The sequence below is a fragment of the Massilia haematophila genome (assembly GCF_042647645.1).
GTDB classification, from domain to species: Bacteria; Pseudomonadota; Gammaproteobacteria; order Burkholderiales; family Burkholderiaceae_D; genus Telluria; species Telluria haematophila.
Window position 1 is genome coordinate 1,599,249 of sequence record NZ_JBHRVV010000001.1, and the last position, 22,456, is coordinate 1,621,704.

General features: G+C 67.0%; 19 protein-coding genes. 8 read left to right on the top strand and 11 right to left on the bottom strand.

What is annotated here, in order from left to right:
• Nucleotides 1-381: 381 nt before the first annotated feature.
• The 6 genes from ACFOPH_RS07200 (at nucleotide 382) to ACFOPH_RS07225 (ending at nucleotide 6,159) form a co-directional block, all read left to right on the top strand.
• Nucleotides 382-1,500, top strand: a complete 1,119-nt coding sequence (locus ACFOPH_RS07200) for a Zn-dependent alcohol dehydrogenase (RefSeq protein WP_312549385.1) — start codon at nucleotides 382-384, stop codon at nucleotides 1,498-1,500.
• A 59-nt stretch (nucleotides 1,501-1,559) separates the two neighbouring features.
• Nucleotides 1,560-2,423, top strand: a complete 864-nt coding sequence (locus tag ACFOPH_RS07205; RefSeq protein ID WP_312549383.1) for a branched-chain amino acid ABC transporter permease — start codon at nucleotides 1,560-1,562, stop codon at nucleotides 2,421-2,423.
• Entirely contained in the window at nucleotides 2,423-3,457 is a 1,035-nt protein-coding gene (locus tag ACFOPH_RS07210) for a branched-chain amino acid ABC transporter permease (protein ID WP_312549382.1), read from the top strand. Before ACFOPH_RS07205 ends, ACFOPH_RS07210 begins: the two co-directional genes overlap by 1 nt.
• The gene (locus ACFOPH_RS07215; protein ID WP_312549381.1) at nucleotides 3,450-4,208 is read left to right on the top strand and encodes an ABC transporter ATP-binding protein; all 759 of its coding nucleotides are present in this window, start codon (nucleotides 3,450-3,452) and stop codon (nucleotides 4,206-4,208) included. Before ACFOPH_RS07210 ends, ACFOPH_RS07215 begins: the two co-directional genes overlap by 8 nt.
• Complete coding sequence (locus ACFOPH_RS07220; RefSeq protein WP_379734435.1) at nucleotides 4,201-4,908, top strand: ABC transporter ATP-binding protein; 708 nt, start codon at nucleotides 4,201-4,203, stop codon at nucleotides 4,906-4,908. The genes ACFOPH_RS07215 and ACFOPH_RS07220 overlap by 8 nt, the downstream gene beginning before the upstream one ends.
• 75 nt (nucleotides 4,909-4,983) lie before the next feature.
• Nucleotides 4,984-6,159, top strand: a complete 1,176-nt coding sequence (locus tag ACFOPH_RS07225) for an ABC transporter substrate-binding protein (protein WP_312549409.1) — start codon at nucleotides 4,984-4,986, stop codon at nucleotides 6,157-6,159.
• A gap of 671 nt (nucleotides 6,160-6,830) precedes the next feature.
• On the opposite strand, the gene ACFOPH_RS07230 is transcribed toward ACFOPH_RS07225, so the two are convergent.
• The 4 genes from ACFOPH_RS07230 to ACFOPH_RS07245 form a co-directional block, all read right to left on the bottom strand.
• Nucleotides 6,831-7,946, bottom strand: a complete 1,116-nt coding sequence (locus tag ACFOPH_RS07230) for an acyl-CoA dehydrogenase family protein (RefSeq protein WP_312549378.1) — start codon at nucleotides 7,944-7,946, stop codon at nucleotides 6,831-6,833.
• A 44-nt stretch (nucleotides 7,947-7,990) separates the two neighbouring features.
• Nucleotides 7,991-9,175, bottom strand: coding sequence for an acyl-CoA dehydrogenase family protein (locus ACFOPH_RS07235; RefSeq protein ID WP_379734438.1), 1,185 nt, complete (start codon nucleotides 9,173-9,175; stop codon nucleotides 7,991-7,993).
• Between the two features lie 11 nt (nucleotides 9,176-9,186).
• A complete protein-coding gene (locus ACFOPH_RS07240) occupies nucleotides 9,187-9,951 on the bottom strand; it encodes an SDR family NAD(P)-dependent oxidoreductase (protein WP_379734440.1) in 765 nt (254 codons plus the stop codon).
• A 186-nt stretch (nucleotides 9,952-10,137) separates the two neighbouring features.
• Entirely contained in the window at nucleotides 10,138-11,382 is a 1,245-nt protein-coding gene (locus ACFOPH_RS07245) for a TetR/AcrR family transcriptional regulator (protein ID WP_379734442.1), read from the bottom strand.
• Between the two features lie 154 nt (nucleotides 11,383-11,536).
• Here ACFOPH_RS07245 and ACFOPH_RS07250 point away from each other — a divergent pair, with 154 nt between their 5' ends.
• Together ACFOPH_RS07250 and ACFOPH_RS07255 are read left to right on the top strand one after the other, a co-directional pair.
• Nucleotides 11,537-12,382, top strand: coding sequence for an SDR family NAD(P)-dependent oxidoreductase (locus ACFOPH_RS07250; RefSeq protein ID WP_379734444.1), 846 nt, complete (start codon nucleotides 11,537-11,539; stop codon nucleotides 12,380-12,382).
• A 32-nt stretch (nucleotides 12,383-12,414) separates the two neighbouring features.
• Complete coding sequence (locus ACFOPH_RS07255; RefSeq protein WP_379734446.1) at nucleotides 12,415-13,731, top strand: MFS transporter; 1,317 nt, start codon at nucleotides 12,415-12,417, stop codon at nucleotides 13,729-13,731.
• Nucleotides 13,732-13,899: 168 nt separating this feature from the next.
• On the opposite strand, the gene ACFOPH_RS07260 is transcribed toward ACFOPH_RS07255, so the two are convergent.
• The 7 genes from ACFOPH_RS07260 to ACFOPH_RS07290 all read right to left on the bottom strand — a co-directional run bounded on the left by ACFOPH_RS07260 (nucleotide 13,900) and on the right by ACFOPH_RS07290 (nucleotide 22,225).
• Entirely contained in the window at nucleotides 13,900-14,268 is a 369-nt protein-coding gene (locus ACFOPH_RS07260) for a CzcE family metal-binding protein (RefSeq protein ID WP_312552213.1), read from the bottom strand.
• A gap of 113 nt (nucleotides 14,269-14,381) precedes the next feature.
• Entirely contained in the window at nucleotides 14,382-15,587 is a 1,206-nt protein-coding gene (locus ACFOPH_RS07265; RefSeq protein WP_379734448.1) for a CaiB/BaiF CoA transferase family protein, read from the bottom strand.
• 54 nt (nucleotides 15,588-15,641) lie between these two features.
• Complete coding sequence (locus ACFOPH_RS07270) at nucleotides 15,642-16,442, bottom strand: oxepin-CoA hydrolase, alternative type (protein WP_379734450.1); 801 nt, start codon at nucleotides 16,440-16,442, stop codon at nucleotides 15,642-15,644.
• Nucleotides 16,439-17,608 (bottom strand): acyl-CoA dehydrogenase family protein, encoded by a 1,170-nt coding sequence (locus ACFOPH_RS07275; RefSeq protein WP_379734452.1) that lies wholly within the window; start codon nucleotides 17,606-17,608, stop codon nucleotides 16,439-16,441. Before ACFOPH_RS07275 ends, ACFOPH_RS07270 begins: the two co-directional genes overlap by 4 nt.
• A 10-nt stretch (nucleotides 17,609-17,618) precedes the next feature.
• Nucleotides 17,619-18,827, bottom strand: coding sequence for an acyl-CoA dehydrogenase family protein (locus ACFOPH_RS07280; protein ID WP_312552217.1), 1,209 nt, complete (start codon nucleotides 18,825-18,827; stop codon nucleotides 17,619-17,621).
• A gap of 8 nt (nucleotides 18,828-18,835) precedes the next feature.
• Nucleotides 18,836-20,017, bottom strand: coding sequence for an acetyl-CoA C-acyltransferase (locus ACFOPH_RS07285; RefSeq protein WP_379734454.1), 1,182 nt, complete (start codon nucleotides 20,015-20,017; stop codon nucleotides 18,836-18,838).
• Between the two features lie 87 nt (nucleotides 20,018-20,104).
• A complete protein-coding gene (locus tag ACFOPH_RS07290; RefSeq protein ID WP_379734456.1) occupies nucleotides 20,105-22,225 on the bottom strand; it encodes a 3-hydroxyacyl-CoA dehydrogenase NAD-binding domain-containing protein in 2,121 nt (706 codons plus the stop codon).
• Nucleotides 22,226-22,456 lie beyond the last annotated feature (231 nt).

Below are 22,456 nucleotides of genomic sequence, written 5' to 3' on the forward strand. Positions count from 1 at the left end.
CACGGAGATCATCGATGGAGGGCGCCGCGCCCTGCTGATGAACTAACCGTTGCTACCGATGCAAAAGTGTCGTATTCTTTTTTCGTTCCATTTTACACCGCTTTGTTTCACCTAGCAAAACGAATGATCTGAATACCCATGGGTTCCCCGGAACCCGCGCACAGGAGTCAGAAGCATGTTGAGAGCTCAGGTTTTGTCGAGCACGAACGGACCGCACGACGCATTGGATGACGCACTGCACGCCGTATTGCACGTCACATTGCATGTCACCTCATACGGCCGGGGTCACCCGTCCGCTTCCCCATCCACCACCCCATTCCCGCCCGCCGGGATGCCGCGCCGCGCCTGACTGGCACGCAATCAACCAAGGAGGATGGCTTCATGAACGAAACCAGGTACCAGCGCGCCAAGGCCGTGGTCTGCCGCACCACCGGGGAACCGGTGGTGGTCGAGGAGATCGAGGTCGAATTCCCGCGGCGCGGCGAGGTGATGATCAAGATGGCGGCCTGCGGCATCTGCCACAGCGACCTGTCCGCCACCAACGGCACGATCCCGATGCCCGCCCCGCTCGTGCTCGGGCACGAAGGCGCGGGCGTGATCGTCGCCGTCGGCGACGGCGTGAGCGAATACGCGGTCGGCGACCACGTGCTCAGTTCTTTTGTGAGCATGTGCGGCAAGTGCCGCTGGTGCCAGACCGGCCGCCCGCAACTGTGCGACCAGGCCGCCAAGGCCGCGATCTCCCTGCCCGACGGCACGGTGCGCACGCGCGGCCTCGACGGCCAGCCTATCAATATCTTCTCCGGCTGCGGCGTGATGGCCGAATACGCCACGCTGCACGTCGATAACGTGGTCAAGATCGCCCAGGACGTGCCGCTCGACCGCGCCTGCCTGGTCGGCTGCGGCGTCATGACGGGCGTCGGCGCGGCGACCAACACTGCGAAGGTGGAGCCGGGCTCGATCGCCGTGGTCTTCGGCTGCGGCGGCGTCGGCCTGAACGCGATCCAGGGCTGCCGCATCGCCGGCGCCGCGATGATCGTCGCGGTCGACATGTCCGACGCCAAGCTCGCGCTGGCGCAGGAGTTCGGCGCGACCCACACCATGAATGCCGCCACGCCCGACCTGGTCAAGGCCCTGCGCAAGCTCACCGGCGGCGGCGCCGACTACGCCTTCGAATGCGTCGGCAAGGGCGACATCGTGGCCCAGGCCTATGCCGTGCTGGCCAAGGGCGGCAAGGCGGTCGCGGTCGGCGTGGCGCACCCGAAGGACACGACCACGGTGCGCACCGGCAGCCTGACCTTCGAGGAAAAGACGCTCACCGGCAGCTACTTCGGCTCGGCCCGCCCGCGCCAGGACTTCCCGCGCCTCCTGGCCCTGTATCGCGCCAAGCGCCTGAAGCTCGACGAACTGATCACGCGCCGCTACCGCATCGAGGAAGCGCCGCAGGCCTTTGCCGACCTGGCCGAAGGACGCAATGCACGAGGGGTGATCATGTTCGACTAAGTTTCGTCCCTTCGCACGGCATCCAAAGCACTACACATATAAGATAACGGAGACAGATTTTGGAGCTTTTCCTGCAACAGGTCCTGAACGGACTCACCCTGGGCGGCGTCTACAGCCTCGTCGCGCTGGGGCTCACGCTGGTGTACGGCATCCTGCACGTGCCCAACTTCGCGCACGGCGCCTTCTACATGGCCGGCGCCTACTCGGCCTTCTTCATCATTGACAAGCTCGGCCTGAACTACTGGTGGGGCATGCTCGGCGCCGCCGTCACCGTGGCCCTGATCTCGGTGCTGTCCGAGCGCCTGGTCTTCCACCCGCTGCGCAAAGCGCCCTACCTGCACCACATGATCGCCTCGATCGGCATCCTGCTGTTCCTGGAAGCCGGCGCCCAGGCCATCTGGGGCGCCGACTTCCACCGCATGGCCACGCCCTACAACGAGATCCTCACCTTCGGCGGCCTGACCATGCCGGCCCAGCGCCTGCTGATCATCGCTGCCGCTTTCCTGCTCGTCGTGCTGCTGCAGCTGTTCCTGAAGAAGACCGTGACCGGCGCCACCATCGTCGCCATGGCCCAGAACCGCGAGGGCGCGGCCCTGGTCGGCATCGACGCCACCCGCGTCGCCATGCTCACCTTCGCCATCGCCGGCGCCCTGGCAGGGATGGCGGCCGTGCTGTACGCGCCGATCAACCTGGTCTATACCTCGATGGGACACCTGGTCATCACCAAGGCCTTCGTCATCATCGTGCTGGGCGGGATGGGCAGCGTGCCAGGGGCGATTGTCGGCGGCCTGATCATCGGCTTCGCCGAAGCCTTCGGCGCCTTCTACATCTCGACCGACTACAAGGACATCATCGCCTTCGCCCTGCTGGTGCTGATCCTGTCGCTGCGTCCGCAGGGCCTGTTCGCGAAAGGGGCACACTGATGAAACTGTTCAACGCAAAGCTCGGTTGGGGCCTGCTGCTGGTGCTGGCCCTGGCCTTCCCCTTCCTGGCCGGTAACGACTACCACCTGACCGTGATGTCGACCGCCTACATCTACGCGATCGCCACCATCGGCCTGAACCTGATCACCGGCTACACCGGCCAGTACAACCTGGCCCACAGCGGCTTCATGGCGGTCGGCGCCTACACGGTCGGCATCCTGACGGTCGACTACGGCGTCTCGTTCTGGGTCGCCTTTGCCCTGTCGGGCGTGGTATCGGCCGCCCTCGGCTTCTTCGTCGGGATCGTGTCGCTGCGCCTGAAGACCCACTTCTTCTCGATCTTCACCCTGTGCGTGGGCTACATCATGTACCTGGTCATCGAGAAGTGGGAAAGCTTCACCCACGGCACGGTCGGCATCATGGGCATCCCGGCGCCGGAGAGCATCGGCTCGCTCGACTTCTCCGAACCGCGCACCCAGTACTACCTGGTGCTGTTCTTCCTGGTCGCCAGCCTGTGGATCATGCACCGCATCGTCCACTCGCTGCTGGGCCGTACCTTCATGGCGATCCGCAACGGCGACGAACTGGCCCAGGCGCTGGGCATCAACCTGATGCGCAACAAGCTGCTCGCCTTTATGCTGTCGGTGTTCTTCTCGGGCATGGCGGGCGGCCTGTACGCCGGCTACGTGCGCTTCCTCGGCCCGGGCGTGGCCAGCGTCGAACACACCTTCGACATGACCATGTACATGCTGGTCGGCGGCATCGGCACCCTGCTCGGCCCGCTGCTCGGTGCGATTTCCGTGCCGTGGCTGACCCAGTACCTGCAGTTCCTGCAGGAGTACCGCTTCGTCGTGTTCGGCCCGGTGCTGGTCCTGCTCGTCATCTTCCTGCCGCACGGCGTCGTCGGCACCTACATGAACCGCCAGCGCAGGAAAGCGGCGATGCGCGCGCCGGCTGCGCCACCTGCATCGACCCCGGCGGCCCCCGCATCCGCAGCCGTGGCCGCACCGAAGGGAGGAGCCAAGCATGCTTAAGATCGAACACCTGACCAAGCGCTTCGGCGGCCTGGCCGCCGTCAACGACGTCAGCGCGCAATGCGAGCGCGGCACCATCAACGCCATCATCGGACCGAACGGTGCCGGCAAGACCACTTTCTTCAACCTGATCAGCGGCGCGATCGCGCCGACCTCGGGCAAGGTGCTCTTCGACGGCAAGGACGTCACCGGCCTGCGCGCCGACCAGGTCGCGCGCCTCGGCATGGCGCGCACCTTCCAGACCACGACCCTGTTCGACACCGCCACCGTGCTCGACAACCTGATCGTCGGCCACCGCCTGCGCACCGGCTCGACCCTGGTCGACGCCGTGCTCGGCACCCGCCGTTTAAAGGAGGAAGAACGCCGCTGCCGCGAAAAGGCGCGCGCCGCGCTCGACTTCGTCGGCCTGTCGCACATCGAGTCGCGCATCGCCGGCGACATCTCGCAGGAAGAAAGGAAGCGCGTCGCCTTTGCCCTGGCGCTGTCGACCGACCCGATCCTGCTGCTGCTGGACGAGCCGGCCGGCGGCGTCAATCCCGAGGAGACCGAAGGGCTGGCGCGCCTGATCCGGAAGATGGCCGACAGCGGCCTGACGGTCTGCCTGATCGAACACAAGATGGACATGATCATGAACCTGGCCGACCGCATCCTGGTGCTGAACTACGGCGAGCGCATCGCCGAGGGCACGCCCGCCGAGATCCGCGCCAACCCGGTCGTGATCGAAGCCTACCTGGGGAGCGAACATGCTTAAACTCGACAAGGTCAACCTTTCCTACGGCAGCTTCCGTGCGCTGCACGACGTCAGCCTGCACGCCGACGAGGGCGAACTGGTGGTGCTGCTCGGCTCGAACGGCGCCGGCAAAAGCTCGATCTTCCTCACCATGAGCGGCTTGAACAAGGCTTCCTCGGGCACGATCCGCTTCGGCTCGCAGAACCTGGTCGGCCGCAAGCCTTCGCAGATCGTGGCGGACGGCCTGATCCACTGCCCGGAAGGCCGCAAGCTCTTCCCCGGCATGTCGGTGCTGAAGAACCTGACCCTGGGCGCCTACGTCCACCGCGGCGACAGCAAAGGCACCCAGCGCACGCTGGACGAGGTGTTCGAGCTGTTCCCGATCCTGCACGAGAAGAAGGACAGCCCGGCGGGGTCGCTGAGCGGCGGCCAGCAGCAGATGGTGGCGATCGGCCGCGCCCTGATGGGCCGCCCGAAGGCGCTGCTGCTCGACGAGCCGTCGCTGGGACTGGCGCCGCTGGTGGTCAAGCAGATGTTCGAGATCATCGCCCGCATCAACAAGGCCGGCACCACGGTGCTGCTGGCCGAGCAGAACGCCTATGCGGCGCTGAACATCGCCAGCCGCGCCTACGTCATCGAACAAGGCCGCATCGTGATGGAGGGCGGGCGCGAGGAACTGCTGAACAATGCGCAGGTGCGCAAGGCCTACATAGGTGCATGACACGTTTTTGCAGCAACCGAGGTTTCAACCAGTAGTACCTACAACAAGCAAAACCAAGGAGACACCACCATGAAGATGCAAGCGAAACTGACCCGCCGCACCCTGCTGGCCGCCGCCGCGGCCACCCTCGCCCTGGCCGGCGGCGCCGCCCACGCCCAGGAAGTCATCAAGATCGGCTTCTCGGGCCCGCTGAGCGGCGGCGCCGCGCTCTACGGCAAGAACGTCCTGTCCGGCATGGAGATGGCCGCCGCCGAGATCAACGCCAAGCCGCTGGAAATCGGCGGCAAGCGCTACAAGGTCGAGATCGTGGCCCTGGACGACAAGTACAACCCGTCCGAGACCGCGATCAACGTGCAGCGCCTGGTCCAGCAGCACAAGACGCCGGCCGTGCTGGTGCCGCACTCGGGCGGCGTGTTCGCAGTCCAGGCCTTTAACGAGAAGTCGAAGGTGCTGCTGCTGGCCTACACCAGCCTGCCCCAGGTGACCGAACGCGGCAACAAGCTGACGATCCGCATTCCGCCTGACTTCACCGGCTACATCGCGCCGTTCACGAAAGCCATGATGGCCAAGCACGGCAAGAACGTCGCCATGGTCCAGGCCGACCACGACTACGCGAAAGCCTGGGCGGCCGCCTTCAAGCCGGCCTGGGAAGCCAGCGGCGGCAAGGTCGTCGCCGAGAACCCGATGTCCTACAACAAGGCGACCGACTTCTACAGCGGCGTGAGCCGCGCGATGCAGGCCAAGCCGGACGTCATGTTCATCGGAGGCGCTTCCGAGCCGACCGCGCTGGTCGCCAAGCAGGCGCGCGAACTGGGCTTCAAGGGCGGCTTCATCATCCTCGACCAGGCCAAGATCGACGAGATGGCCAAGGTGGTCGGCGGCATCGCCCCGCTGGAAGGCTCGATCGGCGTGATGCCGCTGGCGAACGACGACCGTCCGGAAGCGGCCGCCTTCACCCAGCGCTTCCGCAAGCTCAACCCGGGCAAGGACCCGAGCACCGAGGTTAGCCTGAACTACTCGACCGTGCACGCCACCGTCGCCGCCATGAAGCTGGCCGGCACCACCACCGACGCCGAGAAGATCCGCGCCCAGATGGAAAAGGCCTACACCACGCTGCCGCCTGAGTACAACCCGAACGACATCGATGGCCTGGACGCCAAGGGCGGCACGATCGCCAACGTCATCCTCGGCACCGTCGAGGGCGGCAAGGTCAAGGGGCAGTTCCTGCGTGCGATCAATGCCGGGAAGTGATTGATTGAGGGCGGCTTGCACGGCCGCCCGGTGGATAAAAAGCCCGCTACCGTTTCCGGTAGCGGGCTTTTGTGTAGGGTGGGTTCTTGAACCCACGCGGTCTTTCTTGCGCTTGCGTACCCGCGCCTACGTTTCGATCCGCACGCGCCGTACCGCGTGGGTTCGAGAACCCACCCTACGAGCCTACGCGCCCAATGATTTGTATGCGTCCACGCCCGGCGCGGTAGCATGTCTTATCGCCATCTCCATTCGAGCGCGCCGGTATGGAGGGTTGTGCAGCATGCCGAAGCACGACAGCGTGGACACAGCTGCCCCCCTACAAAGCTGAAGTGATCGATTGAGGGCGGCTTGCACGGCCGCCCAGTGAATGAAAAGCCCGCTACCGTTTCCGGTAGCGGGCTTTTTTGTAGGGTGGGTTCTTGAACCCACGCGGTCTTTCATGCGCTTGCGTACCCGCGCCTACGTTTCGACCCGCACGTGCCGTACCGCGTGGGTTCGAGAACCCACCCTACGAGCTATCCGCTCTTGACCTCGTAGGGTGGACACCTGTGTCCACGCTGTCCGGCGGGGGCGCTCTCTATCGCCATTCCCATTCGAGCGCGCCGGCATAGAGAGAAACTGCAGTATTCCGAAGCACGACCGCGTGGACACAGGTGTCCACCCTACCGAACCTAATACCCGCTCAAGCGCGCCCAGCGATCCGCGTGAAAGCGCGCATCGCCGAGCAGCTCCTCGACGACCCGCGCCCGCTTCATGAAGAAGCCGATCTCGAACTCGTCCGTCATGCCGATCCCGCCATGCATCTGCACGCCCTCCTGCACCGCGGTGGTCGCGGTCGGTCCGGCGCGCGACTTGGCCGCGGATACCAGCGCCGCCGCATTCGAACTGCCTTCGTCCAGCGCCTGCTGGGCGCCCAGCACGATGGCCCGGGTCAGTTCGATGTCGCAGTAGAGGGCCGACGAGCGGTGCTGCAGCGCCTGGAACTCGCCGATGATCTGGCCGAACTGGCGCCGCTCCTTCAGGTAGGACTGGGTACGCTCGAACACCTCGTCGGCGATGCCGAGCAGCTCGGCCGCCAGCGCGGCGCGGCCGATGTCCAGCACGTCCCCGAGGACCTTTGCCCCCTCCCCAAGCACGGTATCCGGCCCGACGCGCACGCCGTCGAACACCAGGCGCGCCGCATTGTGGGCGTCGGCCATGATGCTCCGCTCGCGTCGCAATCCGGCCGCCGCACCCTCGACCAGGAATAGCGCAATGCTCCCCTCGTCGGTGCGGGCGGCCACGACCAGCAGGTCGGCCACATGGCCGTCGACCACGAACAGTTTCTCGCCATCGAGCAGGTAACCGTCGCCGTCACGCCGGGCGCGCAGGCCGATGCGATCCGGCCGGTGCTTCGCCGCCTCGTCGATTGCCAGCGCCACGATCGCTTCCCCGCGCGCGATCAAGGGCAGCCAGCGCCCCTGCTGGTCCGCGCTGCCGTGCCGCGCCAGCAGGCTGGCGCCCAGCACTGCCGTCGAGAAGAACGGCACGGCCGTCAGGTTGCGGCCGATGGCTTCCATGATGGCGCCCGCTTCCATCATGCCCAGCCCCAGGCCGCCATGTGCCTCGGGCACCAGCACGCCGGTAAAGCCCATCTCGGCGAAGCTCGCCCACAGATCGCGCGAAAAACCGTCGTCGTTGCGTGCATCGCGCAGCGCGCGCAACTGGGCCACCGGCGCGCGCTCCTTCATGAACTGCAGCGCGCTCTCGCGCAGCATGTCCTGTTCCTGGTTCAGTACAAGTGCCATCGTATTCTCCAAATGCGCTCCAAATGCACTCCGAATGTGAAGGCCTACGCGCCCGGCAGGCCGAGGATGCGTTTCGCGATGACGTTCAGCTGCACCTCCGCCGTGCCGCCCTCGATGGAATTAGCCTTGCTGCGCAGCCAGAGCCGCGCCAGTTCGCCTTCGCGGCTGCGCTCGCCCTCCCACTCCAGGGCCTCGGCGCCGCCCGCGGCCATCAAGAGCTCGTAACGGCGCTTGTTCAGTTCCGCGCCATAGTGCTTCAGCACCGACGAAAAGGCCGGATGCACCTTGCCCTGGCGCGCCAGGTCGCCGCTGCGCTCGAGCAGCAGGCGGAAGGCGGCCTCGTCGACTTCGAAGCGGGCGACGTCGGCACGCAGCACCGGGTCATCCAGCCGGCCCTGTTCGTCCAGGCCGACCGAGCGGGCCGCGAACTGGCCCAGCGCCGGCGGACGGGCGCGCTCGCCCATCGCGCCGATCATGTCGCGCTCGTGGGTCAGCAGGTACTTGGCAATGGTCCAGCCGCCGTTCAGTTCGCCCACCAGGTTGCGCTTCTCGACGCGCACATTGTCGAAGAAGGTTTCGCAGAACGGCGACTTGCCCGAGATCAGGGTGATCGGACGGGTCGAGACGCCGGGGCTGTCCATGTCGAACAGCACGAAACTGATGCCCTGGTGCTTGCTGGCCGTGAAATCGGTGCGCACCAGGCAGAAGATCCAGTCGGCCTTGTCGGCATACGAGGTCCAGACCTTCTGGCCGTTGACGATGAAGTGATCGCCATGGTCGTCGGCGCGGGTCCGGAGCGAGGCCAGGTCGGAGCCCGCATTCGGCTCGGAATAGCCCTGGCACCAGCGGATCTCGCCGCGGGCGATGGGCGGCAGGTGTTCGCGCTTCTGCTCCTCGGTGCCGTACTTGAGGAGCGCCGGGCCCAGCATCCAGATGCCGAAGCTGTGCAGCGGCACGCGGCAGCCGAGGGCTTCCATTTCCTGGCGCAGCACCTTGGCCTGCTCGCGCGTGAGGCCGCCGCCGCCATATTCGACGGGCCACTCGGGCACGGTCCAGCCCTTGGCGGCCATGCGCTCGAGCCAGAGGTGCTGGGCGTCCGACCTGAACTGCATCTTGCGGCCACCCCAGGTGATATCGAGGTCGCCGCCCATCGGCACGCGCATCTCGGGCGGACAGTATTCTTCGAGCCAGGCGCGCACCTCCTGGCGGAACGCGAGGAGTTCATCCATGCCGGTCTCCTTCAGATGGTGACGCCGCCGTCGACCACGATGTTCTGGCCGGTGACGAAGCTGCCCGCGTGCGAGGCCAGGTAGATGGCGGTGCCGGCGATCTCGTCCGGGTCGCCGATGCGGCGCAGCGGAACGCGCTCGTTGACTTCCTTCAGGCGCTCCGGGTCTTCCCACAGGGCGCGCGCGAAGTCGGTCTTGATCAGGCCCGGCGCGATGCAGTTGACGCGCACGTTGTGCGGTCCGAATTCCACCGCCAGGTTGCGCGCCAATTGCATGTCGGCCGCCTTCGAGACGTTGTAGGCCCCGATCACGTGCGAGCCGCGCAGGCCGCCGATCGAGGAGACGATGATGATGGCGCCGTCGCGGCGGGCTATCATCTGCGGCGCGACCATCCCGATCAGCCAGTGGTTGGCCAACACGTTGTTGTCGAGGATCTTGCGGAACTGCTCGTCGCTGATGCCCGCCATCGGGCCGTAGTAGGGGTTGGAGGCCGCGTTGCAGACCAGGATGTCGATCTTGCCGAAGGCAGCATTGGTGGCGTCGACCAGGCGCTGCAGGTCTTCTTTCGACGAGATGTTGGCGGGAACCGCGATCGCCCTGCCCTCGCCGTGCGCGGCATTGATCTCGGCGACCACCTCGGCGCAGGCCTCGGCCTTGCGCGACGAGATGACGACTTTGGCGCCCTGCTCCGCCATCCGCACCGCGATCGCCCGGCCGATGCCGCGCGAGGAACCGGTGACGATGGCGACTTTACCGCTCAGATCGAACAATGACATGTGTCTCCTCCTTGGTGAATGGCACGGCTTGGCGTGCCGTTTGTAGGGTGGGCACTCCGTGCCCACCCTACGGTATCGCGCAATCGCGGCCTGTGCAATACCCCTTTTACGAAAAAATGAACGGAGACCTGGCAGCGGCTCGCACAGCGAAATACCGAAACCCCTAAAACGCGCCAACCGAGGAATCTACCTCTCCACCAGCAGCCCCTCGAACAAGGGCCGCACGAAGAGTTCGATCGCATTCTCCCCGTTCACGTCCGGCACCCAGCGGTCGAGCAGTACGGCGGCGTTGATCATGCCGCTCACCAGGTCGCCGGCGATGGCCTGGTCGAGCGGCCGGATCGAACCGTCCTGCATGCCGTCGACCAGCAGGCTGGCGAAACGGCGGTCGAGCCGCGAGGTCTCGTCCAGCTTGGCCGCGCGCATCTCCTCGGGCAGCTCGCTCCAGGCCGAGGTGCGCAGCAGCGGACCCTGTTCGGAAAAGTGGTGGCGCACCAGGGCGCGCGACACGGCGCACAGCTTGTCCCAGCCGGAGCCCTTGCCGGCCATGGCGATGCGCTGGATCTCGCGGATCACCGTGAACTTGCGCTCGAAGCAGGCCGCGATCAGCTCTTCCTTGCTGGGGTGATGGTGGTAGAAGGCGCCCTTGGTCAGGTTCAGGCGGGCCGAGATGCGCTCGACCGAAGCGCCGCGGTAGCCCGCCTCGTTGATGAGGGCCGTGGCCGCGCGCAGGAAGGCGTCCTGGGCACTGTCGCTCGCGCCCGACGGCGCAGTCAGGGCGGCGTCGAGCGCGGTCATGCGCCAGGCGGCCGTCTTCGACCCGATGCCCTCGACCAGGATGTCGGCCATGCGCCCGGCGGCCAGCTCGTAGTCCTCGGGGTCGTAGCGCGCGCTCCAGGACATGGTCCACAGGGTGAGCGTCAGCAGCAGGTGGGTGCGCGCGTTGAGTTCGGTCCGCTTGCCCGGCCTGATCGGGCCGGTCGCCAGCAGCCGCCGGCAATGGCGGAACATCTCGACATAGGCGCCGAACACGACTTCGGAATGCGGGCTGCCGAGCAGGTGCACGTCGCGGAAGGTCATCATTTCGCTGCCGTCGGCGACATCGCCGGCGGCGGTGCGCGCCAGGCGCGCGAAGAACAGGCGGATGAAGGCTCGGACGCGCTGCTCGGGACCGGTCTCCCTGGCCGCGCTGGCGATGATGCCGCTCACGGTCTCGATCGAGCGCAGCAGGCAGGCGACGACCAGGTCTTCCTTCTTCTTGTAGTAATAGGTGATGCTGTTGGTAGACAGGCCGACGGCGCCGGCCACGTCCGACAGGGTGGCGCCCTTCATGCCGCTGCGGTTGAACAGGCGCGCGGCCTCGTGCAGGATGGCCTCGCGCTTCTTCGCATAGCGCTGGGTCATGCGGCTGGCGTTGACGGGTTCTTCCATGGCGACACCGGGCAGTTGAGCAGCAAGCATTATAGCGGCAGCCACCGGGCAGACCATCTTTTCCAAAAATGCGACGCAGTACTGCTTATGCCCTGCACTGCTGTGCTATGATTTTCGCATCAACATACCGTAACCACTAAAAAAGGTCGAATCCATGATCAGCTTCGCTGGAAAAACAGCCATCGTCACCGGCGCCGGCGGCGGCCTCGGGCGCTGCTACGCGCTGGAACTGGCGCGCCGCGGCGCGCGCCTCGTCGTCAACGACCTGGGCGGCGCCGCCGACGGGCGCGGCGCCGGCACTGCCGCCGACGCCGTGGTCGCCGAGATCGCCGCCATGGGCGGCGAAGCCATCGCCAACCGCGCCAGCGTCACCGACCGCGCGGCCGTGGCCGCCATGGTCGAGCAGGCCATGAACGCCTTCGGGCGCATCGACATTTTGGTCAACAACGCCGGCATCCTGCGCGACAAGAGCTTCATGAAGATGGAACTGGACGACGCCCAGGCCGTGCTCGACGTGCACCTGATGGGCGCCTTTAACTGCACCAGGGCCGTGTGGCCGGTGATGATGGAGCAGGAATACGGGCGCATCGTGATGACCACCTCGCCGTCCGGCCTGTACGGCAACTTCGGCCAGGCCAACTACGGCGCCGCCAAGATGGGCCTGGTCGGCCTGATGAACACCTTGAAGATCGAGGGCGCCAAGCGCCACGTCCACGTCAACGCCATCTCGCCGGTTGCGGCCACGCGCATGACGGCCGGGCTGATGCCGCAGGAGCAGCTCGACAAGCTCGGCCCCGAGCACATCGTGCCGGGCGTGGTCTACCTGTGCAGCGAAGGCGCGCCAAGTGGCGCCATCCTGCAGGCGGCCGGCGGCAGCTTCAGCCTGGCCGCCATCATGGAAAGCCCCTGGGTCGAGCTCGGACCGCAGGCCAGCGCCGACGACGTCGCGGCGCAGTGGGAGCGCATCGCCGACCTCACGAACGCGCGCACGCGCGGCTGAAGGCGCGTCATGAACAGTACGGCGAGGCCGGCATGAGCGCGATGCCGCCGGCGCTCGACGCGGCCACGCGCAAGCAGGCCGCCTACGATACGCAAGTCGCGCGCGACCTGCCGCGCAACTACGCCGCCAACCTGGTCCACGGCTTTCTCGGCGTGACCGGCTTCCGGCTGGTGACCGCGCCGACCTTCGTGCCGGCTTATATTTTCCTGCTGTCGCAATCGAACCTGACGGTGGGCCTGGCGCTGGCCGGCCAGTCGCTCGGCATGGCGCTGTCCTCGATCTGGAGCGCCACCCTGATCGAGCACCGGCGCCGCGTGATGCCGGTGGTGTTCGGCGTCGGCTGGCTGATGCGCGCCCAGGTGCTCGGCCTGGCCCTGTCCGGCTTCTTCCTCGAGGGCGACGCGGCCCTGGTGGCGGTCTGCGTATTTTTGTCCCTGTTCGGCTTCTTCTGGGGCATGCAGGCGGTCAGCTTCAATTTCGTGATGGCGAAGGTCATTCCCGCCAACCGGCGCGGCCAGCTGGCCGGCATGCGCAACTTCCTCGGCGGGCTGTCGGCCTCGGCGGTCGCCTGGCTCGGGGGCAAATACCTGGTCGAGGCGAATGCCTTCGGCAACGGCTATGCGTCGACCTTCATGGTCGCCTTCATCCTGACCAGCATCGGCATCTCGGCCTTGAGCTTCCTGCGCGAGCCGGAGTCGGTGGCGGTGCGCGCCGCCTCCAGCCTGGCGCGACGCCTGCGCGACGTGCCGGCCATGCTGGGCGCCGACCGCCAGTTCGCGCGCTTCTTTACTGCCCGCGCCCTGGCCGCCTTCGGCATGGCGGCCGCGCCCTTCTACGCCATCCATGCCGGCCAGTTCATCGACCTGTCGGGTGCGACGCTGGGCTACCTGTCGCTGTCCTTCCTGCTGACCCAGACCGCCAGCAACCTGGTGTGGGGACGGATCGCGGACGCGCGCGGCTACCGGCTGGTGTTCCTGCTCAGCGTGGGATTGTGGCTGCTGTCCACCCTGGCCCTGATGTTCTCGACCAGCCTGCCGCTGTTCGTGCTGGCCTTCTGCGGCCTGGGCGCCGGCCTGGGCGGCTACCAGATCGCCTCGCAGAACTTCGTGCTGGAGTTCGGCGCCCACCACGAGCTGCCGATGCTGATCGCGGTATCGGACACGGCCTCGCACCTGATGATGGCGCTCGGGCCCCTGCTGGGCGGCGTGCTGGCCCAGCACTTCGGCTTCGGGGTGGTGTTCTGGACCGCGATCGCGGCCAAGGCGCTGGCCGTGGGGGCCATGCTGAGGATGCGCGACCCGCGCGCCGGCGCCGCCAGGGCCGCCGCCCTGTCGAACGACCCGGTGTAGGGTGGGCACTCCGTGCCCACGCGTGAAGGGCGAATAGTGTTAGCTCTGTATTGCTATCGAGCCAACAATGCTCGACGTTTACGCGTGGGCACGGGGCGCCCACCCTACGATAACCGGCCGCAGCAAATCGCCGGCGTCACCGTACGGCATGCCCGTGAGACATACATGCTAGCGGCGCACCTGGTAGCCGCCGATGTAGTAACGCGGATCCGGTTCGACGTAGACCAGCACCTCGTGGTCGAGCATGCCGGGCGGCGCCACCTGGTTCAGCGCGAACACGGCGACGATCGGGCTGACGTCGAAGGACCAGCCGAACGCCCGGTCGCCACGCTCGAAGCGGACGACGTCGCCGCCGACCACGTTGACGTAGCGCGTTTCCGGGGTGATGACGACGGTGCGGGTGGCGGCGGTCTGCGGAACCGGCGTCCCGACCAGGTCCTGGCGCGGCGTGACCGGTCCGGCGCAGGCCGCCAGCAGGGACGCGGCAAGGCCAGCACTGGCCATGCCTTTCGCCAGGCGTTTCGCTGTACATTTCATTTGGCACTCCTCCAAGGCCAACAGGCGGCGCAAGGATGCGCCGCCTGTTTCATTGGAGTGCGATTGCGAAGAAGGGGTTCCTGCTGTCGCGCAGGCGAACCGCAACGGCAACCTCAGACCACGCCGCGTTCCTTCAGCCCGGCCAGCTTGTCCTCCGACAGCCCGAGCAGCTCGGACAGCACCGCATCCGTGCCCTCGCCCAGCTTCGGCGGTGCGCGCCGAACCGGCAGGCGCTCGCCGTTGAAGCGATACGGCGAGGCCAGCACCTGGACGCTGCCGACTTCCTCGTGCGGCATGGTCTTGACCAGGCCGCCGTCGACGGCGCGCTGCGAAGTCAGGGCCTCGTGCAGGCCGGCCACTTCGCCGCAGGGAATGCCGACCTGGCTCATGGCGTCCAGCAGGTCGCGCCGCTTGCGGGCGGCGATCTCGCGGCGCAGCTCGGGCATGAGCTCGTCGCGGTGCTGGGTGCGCGTCAGGTTGGTCTTGAAGCGCTCGTCGGCCGCAATGTCCGGGCGGTTGATCACGTCGGTGCAGAAACGCAGGAACTGGCCGTTGTTGCCGACCGCGATCACCAGCGGACCGTCCTCGGCCTCGTACACGCCATACGGCATGATCGAGGGGTGGCCGTTGCCGAAGCGCGGAGGATCGTTCCCGCGCAGCAGCGCTTCCAGGCCATAGTAGGCGGTGATCATCAGGCCGCAGTCGAACAGGGCCATGCCGACGTGGCGGCCGGTGCCGGTCTTTTCGCGGTCGTAGAGCGCGGCGAGCACGCCCTGGGCCGCGTACATGCCGGTCATCATGTCGACCGCGGCGACGCCGAACTTCAGCGGCGGCTGGGTCGGCTCGCCGTTCAGCGCCATCAGGCCCGATTCGCCCTGGATCACCAGGTCGTAGCCGGGACGGGTGGCTTCCGGTCCGGTGCGGTCGTAGCCGGTGATCGAGCAGTAGATCAGGCCCGGCTGGTCCTTGCTCAACTCGTCGTACCCCAGGCCCATGCGTTCGACGTCGCCGAACTTGAAGTTCTGGATCACGACGTCGCTCTTTCGCACCAGTTCGCGCGCGATCTCCTGGCCTTCCGGGGTCTTCAGGTCGAGGCAAACCGAACGCTTGTTGCGGTTGACGCTGTTGAAGTAGGCGGTCTCGGTCGAGCCGATGCGCATGCCCCAGTCGCGCGTGTCGTCGCCGCGTTCCGGGTGCTCGACCTTGATCACCTCGGCGCCGAGGTCGCCCAGCACCATGGCGCACCAGGGGCCGGCGAGCACGCGCGACAGGTCGAGCACGCGCACGCCCGCGAGCGGCAGATTCGATTTGCTAGTCAAAATGGTCTCCACTATTCTCCGCATGCCGGCGCGCTCCTTGCGCCGCCGGGCACGCTATTCTTGATGCTTGCGCAGCAGCTTGAAATCCGGCGCGCGCTTGGCGAAGAAGGCGGCGATGCCCTCCTTCGCCTCGTCGTCGCCCTGCGACTCGACCATCAGCTGCGCCTCGAGGTCGAGCTGCTCGCCCAGGCTGTTCGAACCCGCCTGCGCGCACAGGGTCTTGATGCGCGCGTTCGCGTTCGCCGGGCCGTCGGCCACGCGCGCCGCCAGCGCCAGCGCTTCGGCCAGCGCGCCGCCGCGCTCGGTGAGGCGGTTCACCGCGCCCAGCGCGTGCAGGCGCTCGGCCGTGAGCCGCTCGCCCAGCAGGCACAGTTCCGTCATCAGCTGGCGCGACAGGAACTGCGACAGGAAGGCGGTGGCGCCACCGTCGGGGCTGAGTCCCACCTTCACGTAGGCCATCGCGAAAAAGGCGTCGCGCGCCGAGACCAGCATGTCGCAGGCCAGCGCCAGCGACAGGCCGGCGCCGGCCGCGCCACCCTCGACCGCCGCGATGACGGGTTTCGGGCAGGCGCGGATCGCGCGGATGGTCTCGTGCAGGCGCTCGATCTTCAGGCGGCGTTCGGATGGTACCAGTTCGCGTCGCGTGGCCAGCGCGCGCAAATCGCCGCCGGCGCAGAAGAAGTCGCCGTCGCCGACCAGCACGATGGCGCCGATCGCCGGGTCGGCCGCCGCCTCGAGCAGGGCCGTCTGCAGCGCGTCGTACAGCTCCGGCCGGATCGCATTGCGCGCGGCCGGGTTGCTGTTGACGAGGACGCGCACGGCGCCCTCGGTGCGCACCAGGAGCGCGTCGCTCATGCGGCGGCCGCTTCGGTGCTCGAATCGCTGCCCAATGCGCGACCCAAAGCGATATAGCGCTCCAGGTGGTGGTCTTCGTCGCCGAGCTGGTGGTCGATCATCACCAGGCGCTTGGCGAAGTGGGCCATCGGCAGTTCCCAGGTCATGCCGATGCCGCCGTGCAGCTGGATGCATTCTTCCGCCACCAGGGTGCCGATGCGGCCGATGCTCATCTTCGCTGCCGACAGTGCGCGTTCGCGCGTGATGCGATCAAGCTCCAGCGCGGCGGCGGCGTTGATGACGGTCGAACGGGCCTGTTCGATTTCGAGCAGCAGGTCGGCCATGCGGTGCTGCAGGGCCTGGAAGGAACCGATCGGGACGCCGAACTGCTTGCGCGTGCGCAGGTAGTCGAGGGTCGCGGCCTTGGCCGCTTCCATCGCACCCACGGCTTCCGCGCACAGCGCCAGGATGCCGCGGCCGACCGCGCGCTCCAGCGTCGCGTAGCCTTGGCCCTCTTCGCCCAGCAGGGCGGCGCCGGTCAGCTGCACGTTCTTGAAGCTGACGTTGGCCACGCGGCCGCCATCCATGGTCGGGGTGCCACGGACAAGGACGCCCGGCGCATCCTTCGGCACCAGGAACAGCGAGATGCCTTCTTCCGCGTCGATTGCGCCCGCCGTACGGGCCGAGACGACGAAGACGTTCGCCGATTCGCCCGCCTGCACCACGGCCTTGACGCCGTCCAGCACCCAGGCTTCGCCCTCGGGGCGGGCGGTGGTCTGCACGCGCGCCAGTTCGTAGTGGGTCTTCGGCTCGTCGTGGGCGAAGGCAACGATGGTGGCGCCTGCCGCGATCTCTTCCAGCACGGCCTTCTGTTCGGCGTTGCCGGCAAAGGAAATCGCTTCGGCCGCCAGCACGGCGCTGCCCAGCAGGGGTTCGAGCACCAGGCCACGGCCCAGGGCTTCGAAGACCACGGCGACATCGAAGCCGCCGCCGCCGAAGCCGCCGTCTTCCTCGCGCAGCAGCGCGCCGATGACGCCCAGCTCCGCGAATTTTTCCAGTTGTTCGGACGAGAAGCCCTGTTCGGAGGCGGCGATGCGGTTGCGCGTCTCGAAGTCGTACTGTTCGGCGATGTAGCGGTTCAGGCTGTCCGCCAGCATGCGCCGTTCTTCAGTGTGTTCGAAGTTCATGTGTCTCCCCTTACAGTCCGAGGATCATCTTGGAGATGATGTTTTTCTGGATTTCGTTCGAGCCGCCGAAGATCGACAGCTTGCGGTTGTTGAAGTACTGGGCCGTCGCGGCGCCTGCAAAGTCCGGACCGAACTGCTCGCCCGCGTAGTCGGCGTCGAGCATGTCCTGGGTGAAGGGACGCGCATACACGCCCATCGCGCGGCGCGTCAGCGACAGGATCTCCTGGCGGATCTCGGTGCCGCGGATCTTCAGCATCGAGCTTTCGGCGCCGGGCACGCCGCCCCCTAGCACCGCCGCGATCACGCGCAAATTGGTCGTCTTCATGTTTTCCAGGTCGATCTCGACCCTGGCCAGGCGCGACGCGAACGACGGATCGTCCAGCAGCGGCTTGCCGTTGCGGGTCTGGGTCGCGGCGATGCGCTTCAGGCGCGCCAGCGAGGCCACCGAGAAACCGACACCGGCGATGTTGGTGCGTTCGTAGGTCAGCAGGTACTTGGCGCAGGTCCAGCCGCGGTTCTCCTCGCCGACCAGGTTCTCCGCCGGCACGCGCACGTCGGTGAAGAACACCTCGTTGACCTCGTGCTCGCCGTCGAGCGTGATGATCGGACGCACTTCGACGCCCGGGCTGTTCATGTCGACCAGCAGGAAGCTGATGCCCTCCTGCTTCTTGGCTTCGCGGTTGGTGCGCACCAGGCAGAAGATCATGTTGGCGTGCTGGCCGAGCGTGGTCCAGGTCTTCTGGCCGTTGACGATGTAGTGCTCGCCCTGCGCATCAAGGCCGCGCACGGCGGTCGTCTTCACCGCCGCCAGGTCGGAGCCGGCGCCCGGCTCCGAGTAACCCTGGCACCACCAGTCCGAGCCGTCCAGGATGCGCGGCAGCCAGTAGCGCTTCTGCGCCTCGTTGCCGTACTTGATCAGGACCGGGCCCAGCATGTTGACGCCGAAAGGCACGATGCGCGGCGCGTTCGCCAGCGCGCACTCGTTCTCGAAGATGAACTTCTCGACCGCGTTCCAGCCCGGGCCGCCATATTCTTCCGGCCAGTGGTTGGCCAGCCAGCCGCGCGCGTTCAGGATCGCGTGCCACTCTTCCATGTCGGCCTTGGTCAGGTGCTTGCCGTTGGCGACCTTGTCGCTCAGGCGCTGCGGCAGCTTCTCGGCCAGGAAGGCGCGCACTTCTTCGCGGAATGCTTCTTCTTGTGGGGTGAAATTCAGGTCCATGACTATCCTCAGAAAATCTCGAACAGGCCCGCCGCGCCCATGCCGCCGGCGATGCACATCGTGACCACGGCGTACTTGGCGCCGCGGCGCTTGCCTTCCAACAGGACGTGGCCGGCCAGGCGCGCGCCGGTCATGCCGAACGGGTGGCCGATCGAGATCGCGCCGCCGTTCACGTTCAGGCGCTCGTCCGGAATGCCGAGGCGCTGCTGGCAGTAGATGGCCTGCGAGGCAAACGCTTCGTTCAGCTCCCACAGGTCGATGTCGGCGACCGTCAGGCCGAAGCGCTTGAGCAGCTTCGGCACCGCGAACACCGGGCCGATGCCCATCTCGTCCGGCTCGCAGCCGGCCACGGCCAGGCCGCGGAAGGCGCCCAGCGGGGCCAGGCCCAGGCGCTCGGCTTCCTTTGCCTCCATCATGACGCAGGCCGAGGCGCCGTCCGACAGCTGGGAGGCGTTGCCGGCGGTGATGAACTTGTCCGGGCCCATCACCGGCGCCAGCTTGGCCAGCGCTTCGTAGGTGGTGCCGCGGCGGTTGCAGGTGTCGGCGTCGACCGTCACTTCGCGCTGCGAGACGGCGCCGGTTTCCTTGTCGGTGACCTGCATGGTGGTGGTGCAGGCGACGATTTCGTCCTTGTAGCGCCCGGCCAGCTGGGCTTCCTCGGTCTTGCGCTGCGATTCGGCCGAGAAGCGGTCCTGGGCTTCGCGGCTGATGTTGTAGCGGGCGGCGACGATGTCGGCGGTCTCGATCATCGGCATGTAGAGCTCGGGTTTGTTCTCGAGCATCCACGGGTCGATGCCCGAATCGCCCTTCTCGCGAGTGCGGATCTGCGAGATGCTCTCGACGCCGCCGGCGATCACGGCCGGGGCGCCGTCGACCACGATGCGGCCGGCGCCGATGGCGATCGCCTGCAGGCCGGAGGCGCAGAAGCGGTTCACGGTGGTGCCGGCGATCGAGATCGGCAGGCCGGCGCGGATCACGGTCTGGCGCGCGACGTTGCGGCCGGTGGTGCCTTCCGGGTAGCCGCAGCCGAGGATGGCGTCCTCGATCAGGGCCGGGTCGATGCCGGCGCGCTCGACGGCGGCGCGCACGGCGTAGGCGGCCAGCTGCGGGCCGGAAGTGATGTTGAATTCGCCGCGGTGCGCCTTGGTCAGCGGCGTACGGGCGGTTGAAACGATGACGGCTTCGCGCATGGCGAGTCTCCTGGTCTATTAGATTTACTTATCTGACTTGCTGATTCATATGCCTGGCTTATACATCCAGGCATATGTATTCGGGTTTTATTTTGCCGACTGGTTCAGGCTGCCGAAATCCTGGCCCTTCTCGACCAGCTCCACCAGCAGCGGCGAGGGCTGCCAGAACAGCGGGTCTTCCTTGGCGAATTCCTGGATGTCGGCCAGGATCTTCGGCAGGCCGACGGTATCGGCATACTTCATCGGGCCGCCGCGGTAGCGCGGGAAGCCGTAGCCGTGGACAAAGGTTACGTCGACGTCCAGCGGGCGCAGGGCGATTTTCTGGTGCACGACGTTGGCGCCCTCGTTGATCATCGCAGCCAGGTAGCGGCGCACGATTTCCTCGTCGCTGAAGCTGCGCGGGGTGACACCGGCGCGCTGGCGCTCGGCGTCGATGATGGCTTCGACTTCCGGGTCCGGCGTGCCGGCGCGGGCGCCTTCCGGATACAGGTAGTAGCCGCGGCCGGTCTTCTGGCCGAACCAGCCACGCTCGCACAGGCGGTCGGCGATCTGGACGTAGCGCGCCTTCGGATCGCGGGTGGCGGCGCGGCGCTTGCGGGTGGCCCAGCCGATGTCGCCGCCGGCCAGGTCCGAGACCTGGAACGGTCCCATCGGATAACCGAAGTCGCGCAGGGCCTTGTCGATCTGGTAGGGCGAAGCGCCGTCTTCCATCATGTGGTGGGCGGCCTGGCCGTAGACGGCGAGGATGCGGTTGCCGATGAAGCCGTCGCAGACGCCGGCGCGCACCGGGGTCTTCTTCAGCTTCTTGGCCAGTTCGAAGGCGGTGGCGACGACGTCGCTCGACACCTTGGCCGGCACGACGATCTCGAGCAGCTTCATGATGTTCGCCGGCGAGAAGAAGTGCAGGCCGATCACGTCCTGCGGACGCGAGATGCTGGCGGCGATCTCGTCGATGTCGAGGTAGGAGGTATTCGTGGCCAGCACGGCGCCGGGCTTGCAGACGCGATCGAGTTCCGCGAACACCGCCTTCTTCACGCCCATCTCTTCGAACACGGCCTCGATCACCAGGTCGACCCCGGCCAGCGCATCGTACCCGGTCGAGCCGTTCCAGCGCGCCATCACGGCGGCCTTGGCCTCTTCCGTCATGCGGCCCTTCTTGACCTGGCCGTCATAGACTTTCTCGACGTTCTTGCGGCCGCGCGCCAGGGCTTCCTCGTCGCGCTCGATCATGGTCACCGGCAGGCCGGCGTCCAGGGCCGCGACGGCAATGCCGGCGCCCATGGTGCCGCCGCCGACGATGCCGACGCTGGCGATCGCACGCGGTTTCGCATCGCGCGTTTCCGGCGACTTGGCGGTTTCGCGCTCGGCGAAGAAGGCGTGCACCAGGCCGGCGCGCTGCGGGCTGTCCAGGCATTCCAGGAACAGCTTGCGCTCGAGCGCCAGGCCTTCGTCGAAGCCGAGGTCGAGGGCGCCCTGCACCGCATCGACGATCTTCAACGGCGAGAACAGGCCGCGCGACTTCTTCGCGGTCTCGATGCGGGCGGCCTCGATGGCGGCGCGCTGTTCCTCGCGGTCGGCCAGGGCATCGGCATCGCGGGTGCGGCGCACAGGAGCGCCGGATGCCAGCAGTTCTTTCGCGTAGGCGATGCCGGCGGCAGCGGCGTCCTCGCCCTGCTCGACGCGGTCGACCAGGCCCAGCTTCGCCGCCTCGGCAGCGCTGGCGTGGCGGCCCGAGAGCATCAGGTCCAGCGCCGGCTGCGCGCCGATCAGGCGCGGCGTGCGCTGGGTGCCGCCGGCGCCCGGCAGCAGGCCGAGCGCCACTTCCGGCAGGCCCAGCTTGGCGCCCGGGAGCGCGACGCGGTAGTGGGCCGACAGCGCGATCTCGAGACCGCCGCCGAGGGCCGCGCCGTGGATGGCGGCGACCACCAGCTTGTTCGATGCTTCGATGCGGTTGCAGACGTCGGGCAGCGCCGGCGGCATCGGCGGCTTGCCGAACTCGCGGATGTCGGCGCCGCCCAGGAAGTTGCGGCCGGCGCCAGCCAGCACGATCGCCTTGACGCTGGCGTCGCCGTCGGCGGCGTCGATCGCCTCCATCAGGCCGCGGCGCACGTCGACGCCGAGGGCGTTGACGGGCGGGTTATCGATGGTTACCAGAAGGATGTCGCCATGCTGTTCACGCACGACCTGGGAAGCTGCGCCGGAATTCATGAATCCTGTCTCCTTGTCTTGTAGTTGACTCGCACCGCGTCGCCCCACATGCGGCATCGCTCTGTCCGTGGTTCGCTGTGCGAAATTGTGTTTTGCATTTTGCAGCGAAGTCAACGATAACCCATTTTTAACGCCGATGTAAACGATTTGACGCAGCCCGTTTTACGCTTGAAAAAATCATTTTCGCCGGGTTTTACCCATGCTTCATAGGAGCGTCAATATTCGGCATTT

Bases quoted from the DNA above. Each gene is read 5' to 3' on its own strand.
- ACFOPH_RS07200 (WP_312549385.1), top strand. From the start codon at position 382: ATGAACGAAACCAGGTACCAGCGCGCCAAGGCCGTGGTCTGCCGCACC.
- ACFOPH_RS07210 (WP_312549382.1), top strand. From the start codon at position 2,423: ATGAAACTGTTCAACGCAAAGCTCGGTTGGGGCCTGCTGCTGGTGCTG.
- ACFOPH_RS07215 (WP_312549381.1), top strand. From the start codon at position 3,450: ATGCTTAAGATCGAACACCTGACCAAGCGCTTCGGCGGCCTGGCCGCC.
- ACFOPH_RS07220 (WP_379734435.1), top strand. From the start codon at position 4,201: ATGCTTAAACTCGACAAGGTCAACCTTTCCTACGGCAGCTTCCGTGCG.
- ACFOPH_RS07225 (WP_312549409.1), top strand. From the start codon at position 4,984: ATGCAAGCGAAACTGACCCGCCGCACCCTGCTGGCCGCCGCCGCGGCC.
- ACFOPH_RS07230 (WP_312549378.1), bottom strand. From the start codon at position 7,946: ATGGCACTTGTACTGAACCAGGAACAGGACATGCTGCGCGAGAGCGCG.
- ACFOPH_RS07235 (WP_379734438.1), bottom strand. From the start codon at position 9,175: ATGGATGAACTCCTCGCGTTCCGCCAGGAGGTGCGCGCCTGGCTCGAA.
- ACFOPH_RS07240 (WP_379734440.1), bottom strand. From the start codon at position 9,951: ATGTCATTGTTCGATCTGAGCGGTAAAGTCGCCATCGTCACCGGTTCC.
- ACFOPH_RS07245 (WP_379734442.1), bottom strand. From the start codon at position 11,382: ATGGAAGAACCCGTCAACGCCAGCCGCATGACCCAGCGCTATGCGAAG.
- ACFOPH_RS07250 (WP_379734444.1), top strand. From the start codon at position 11,537: ATGATCAGCTTCGCTGGAAAAACAGCCATCGTCACCGGCGCCGGCGGC.
- ACFOPH_RS07255 (WP_379734446.1), top strand. From the start codon at position 12,415: ATGAGCGCGATGCCGCCGGCGCTCGACGCGGCCACGCGCAAGCAGGCC.
- ACFOPH_RS07260 (WP_312552213.1), bottom strand. From the start codon at position 14,268: ATGAAATGTACAGCGAAACGCCTGGCGAAAGGCATGGCCAGTGCTGGC.
- ACFOPH_RS07270 (WP_379734450.1), bottom strand. From the start codon at position 16,442: ATGAGCGACGCGCTCCTGGTGCGCACCGAGGGCGCCGTGCGCGTCCTC.
- ACFOPH_RS07275 (WP_379734452.1), bottom strand. From the start codon at position 17,608: ATGAACTTCGAACACACTGAAGAACGGCGCATGCTGGCGGACAGCCTG.
- ACFOPH_RS07280 (WP_312552217.1), bottom strand. From the start codon at position 18,827: ATGGACCTGAATTTCACCCCACAAGAAGAAGCATTCCGCGAAGAAGTG.
- ACFOPH_RS07285 (WP_379734454.1), bottom strand. From the start codon at position 20,017: ATGCGCGAAGCCGTCATCGTTTCAACCGCCCGTACGCCGCTGACCAAG.
- ACFOPH_RS07290 (WP_379734456.1), bottom strand. From the start codon at position 22,225: ATGAATTCCGGCGCAGCTTCCCAGGTCGTGCGTGAACAGCATGGCGAC.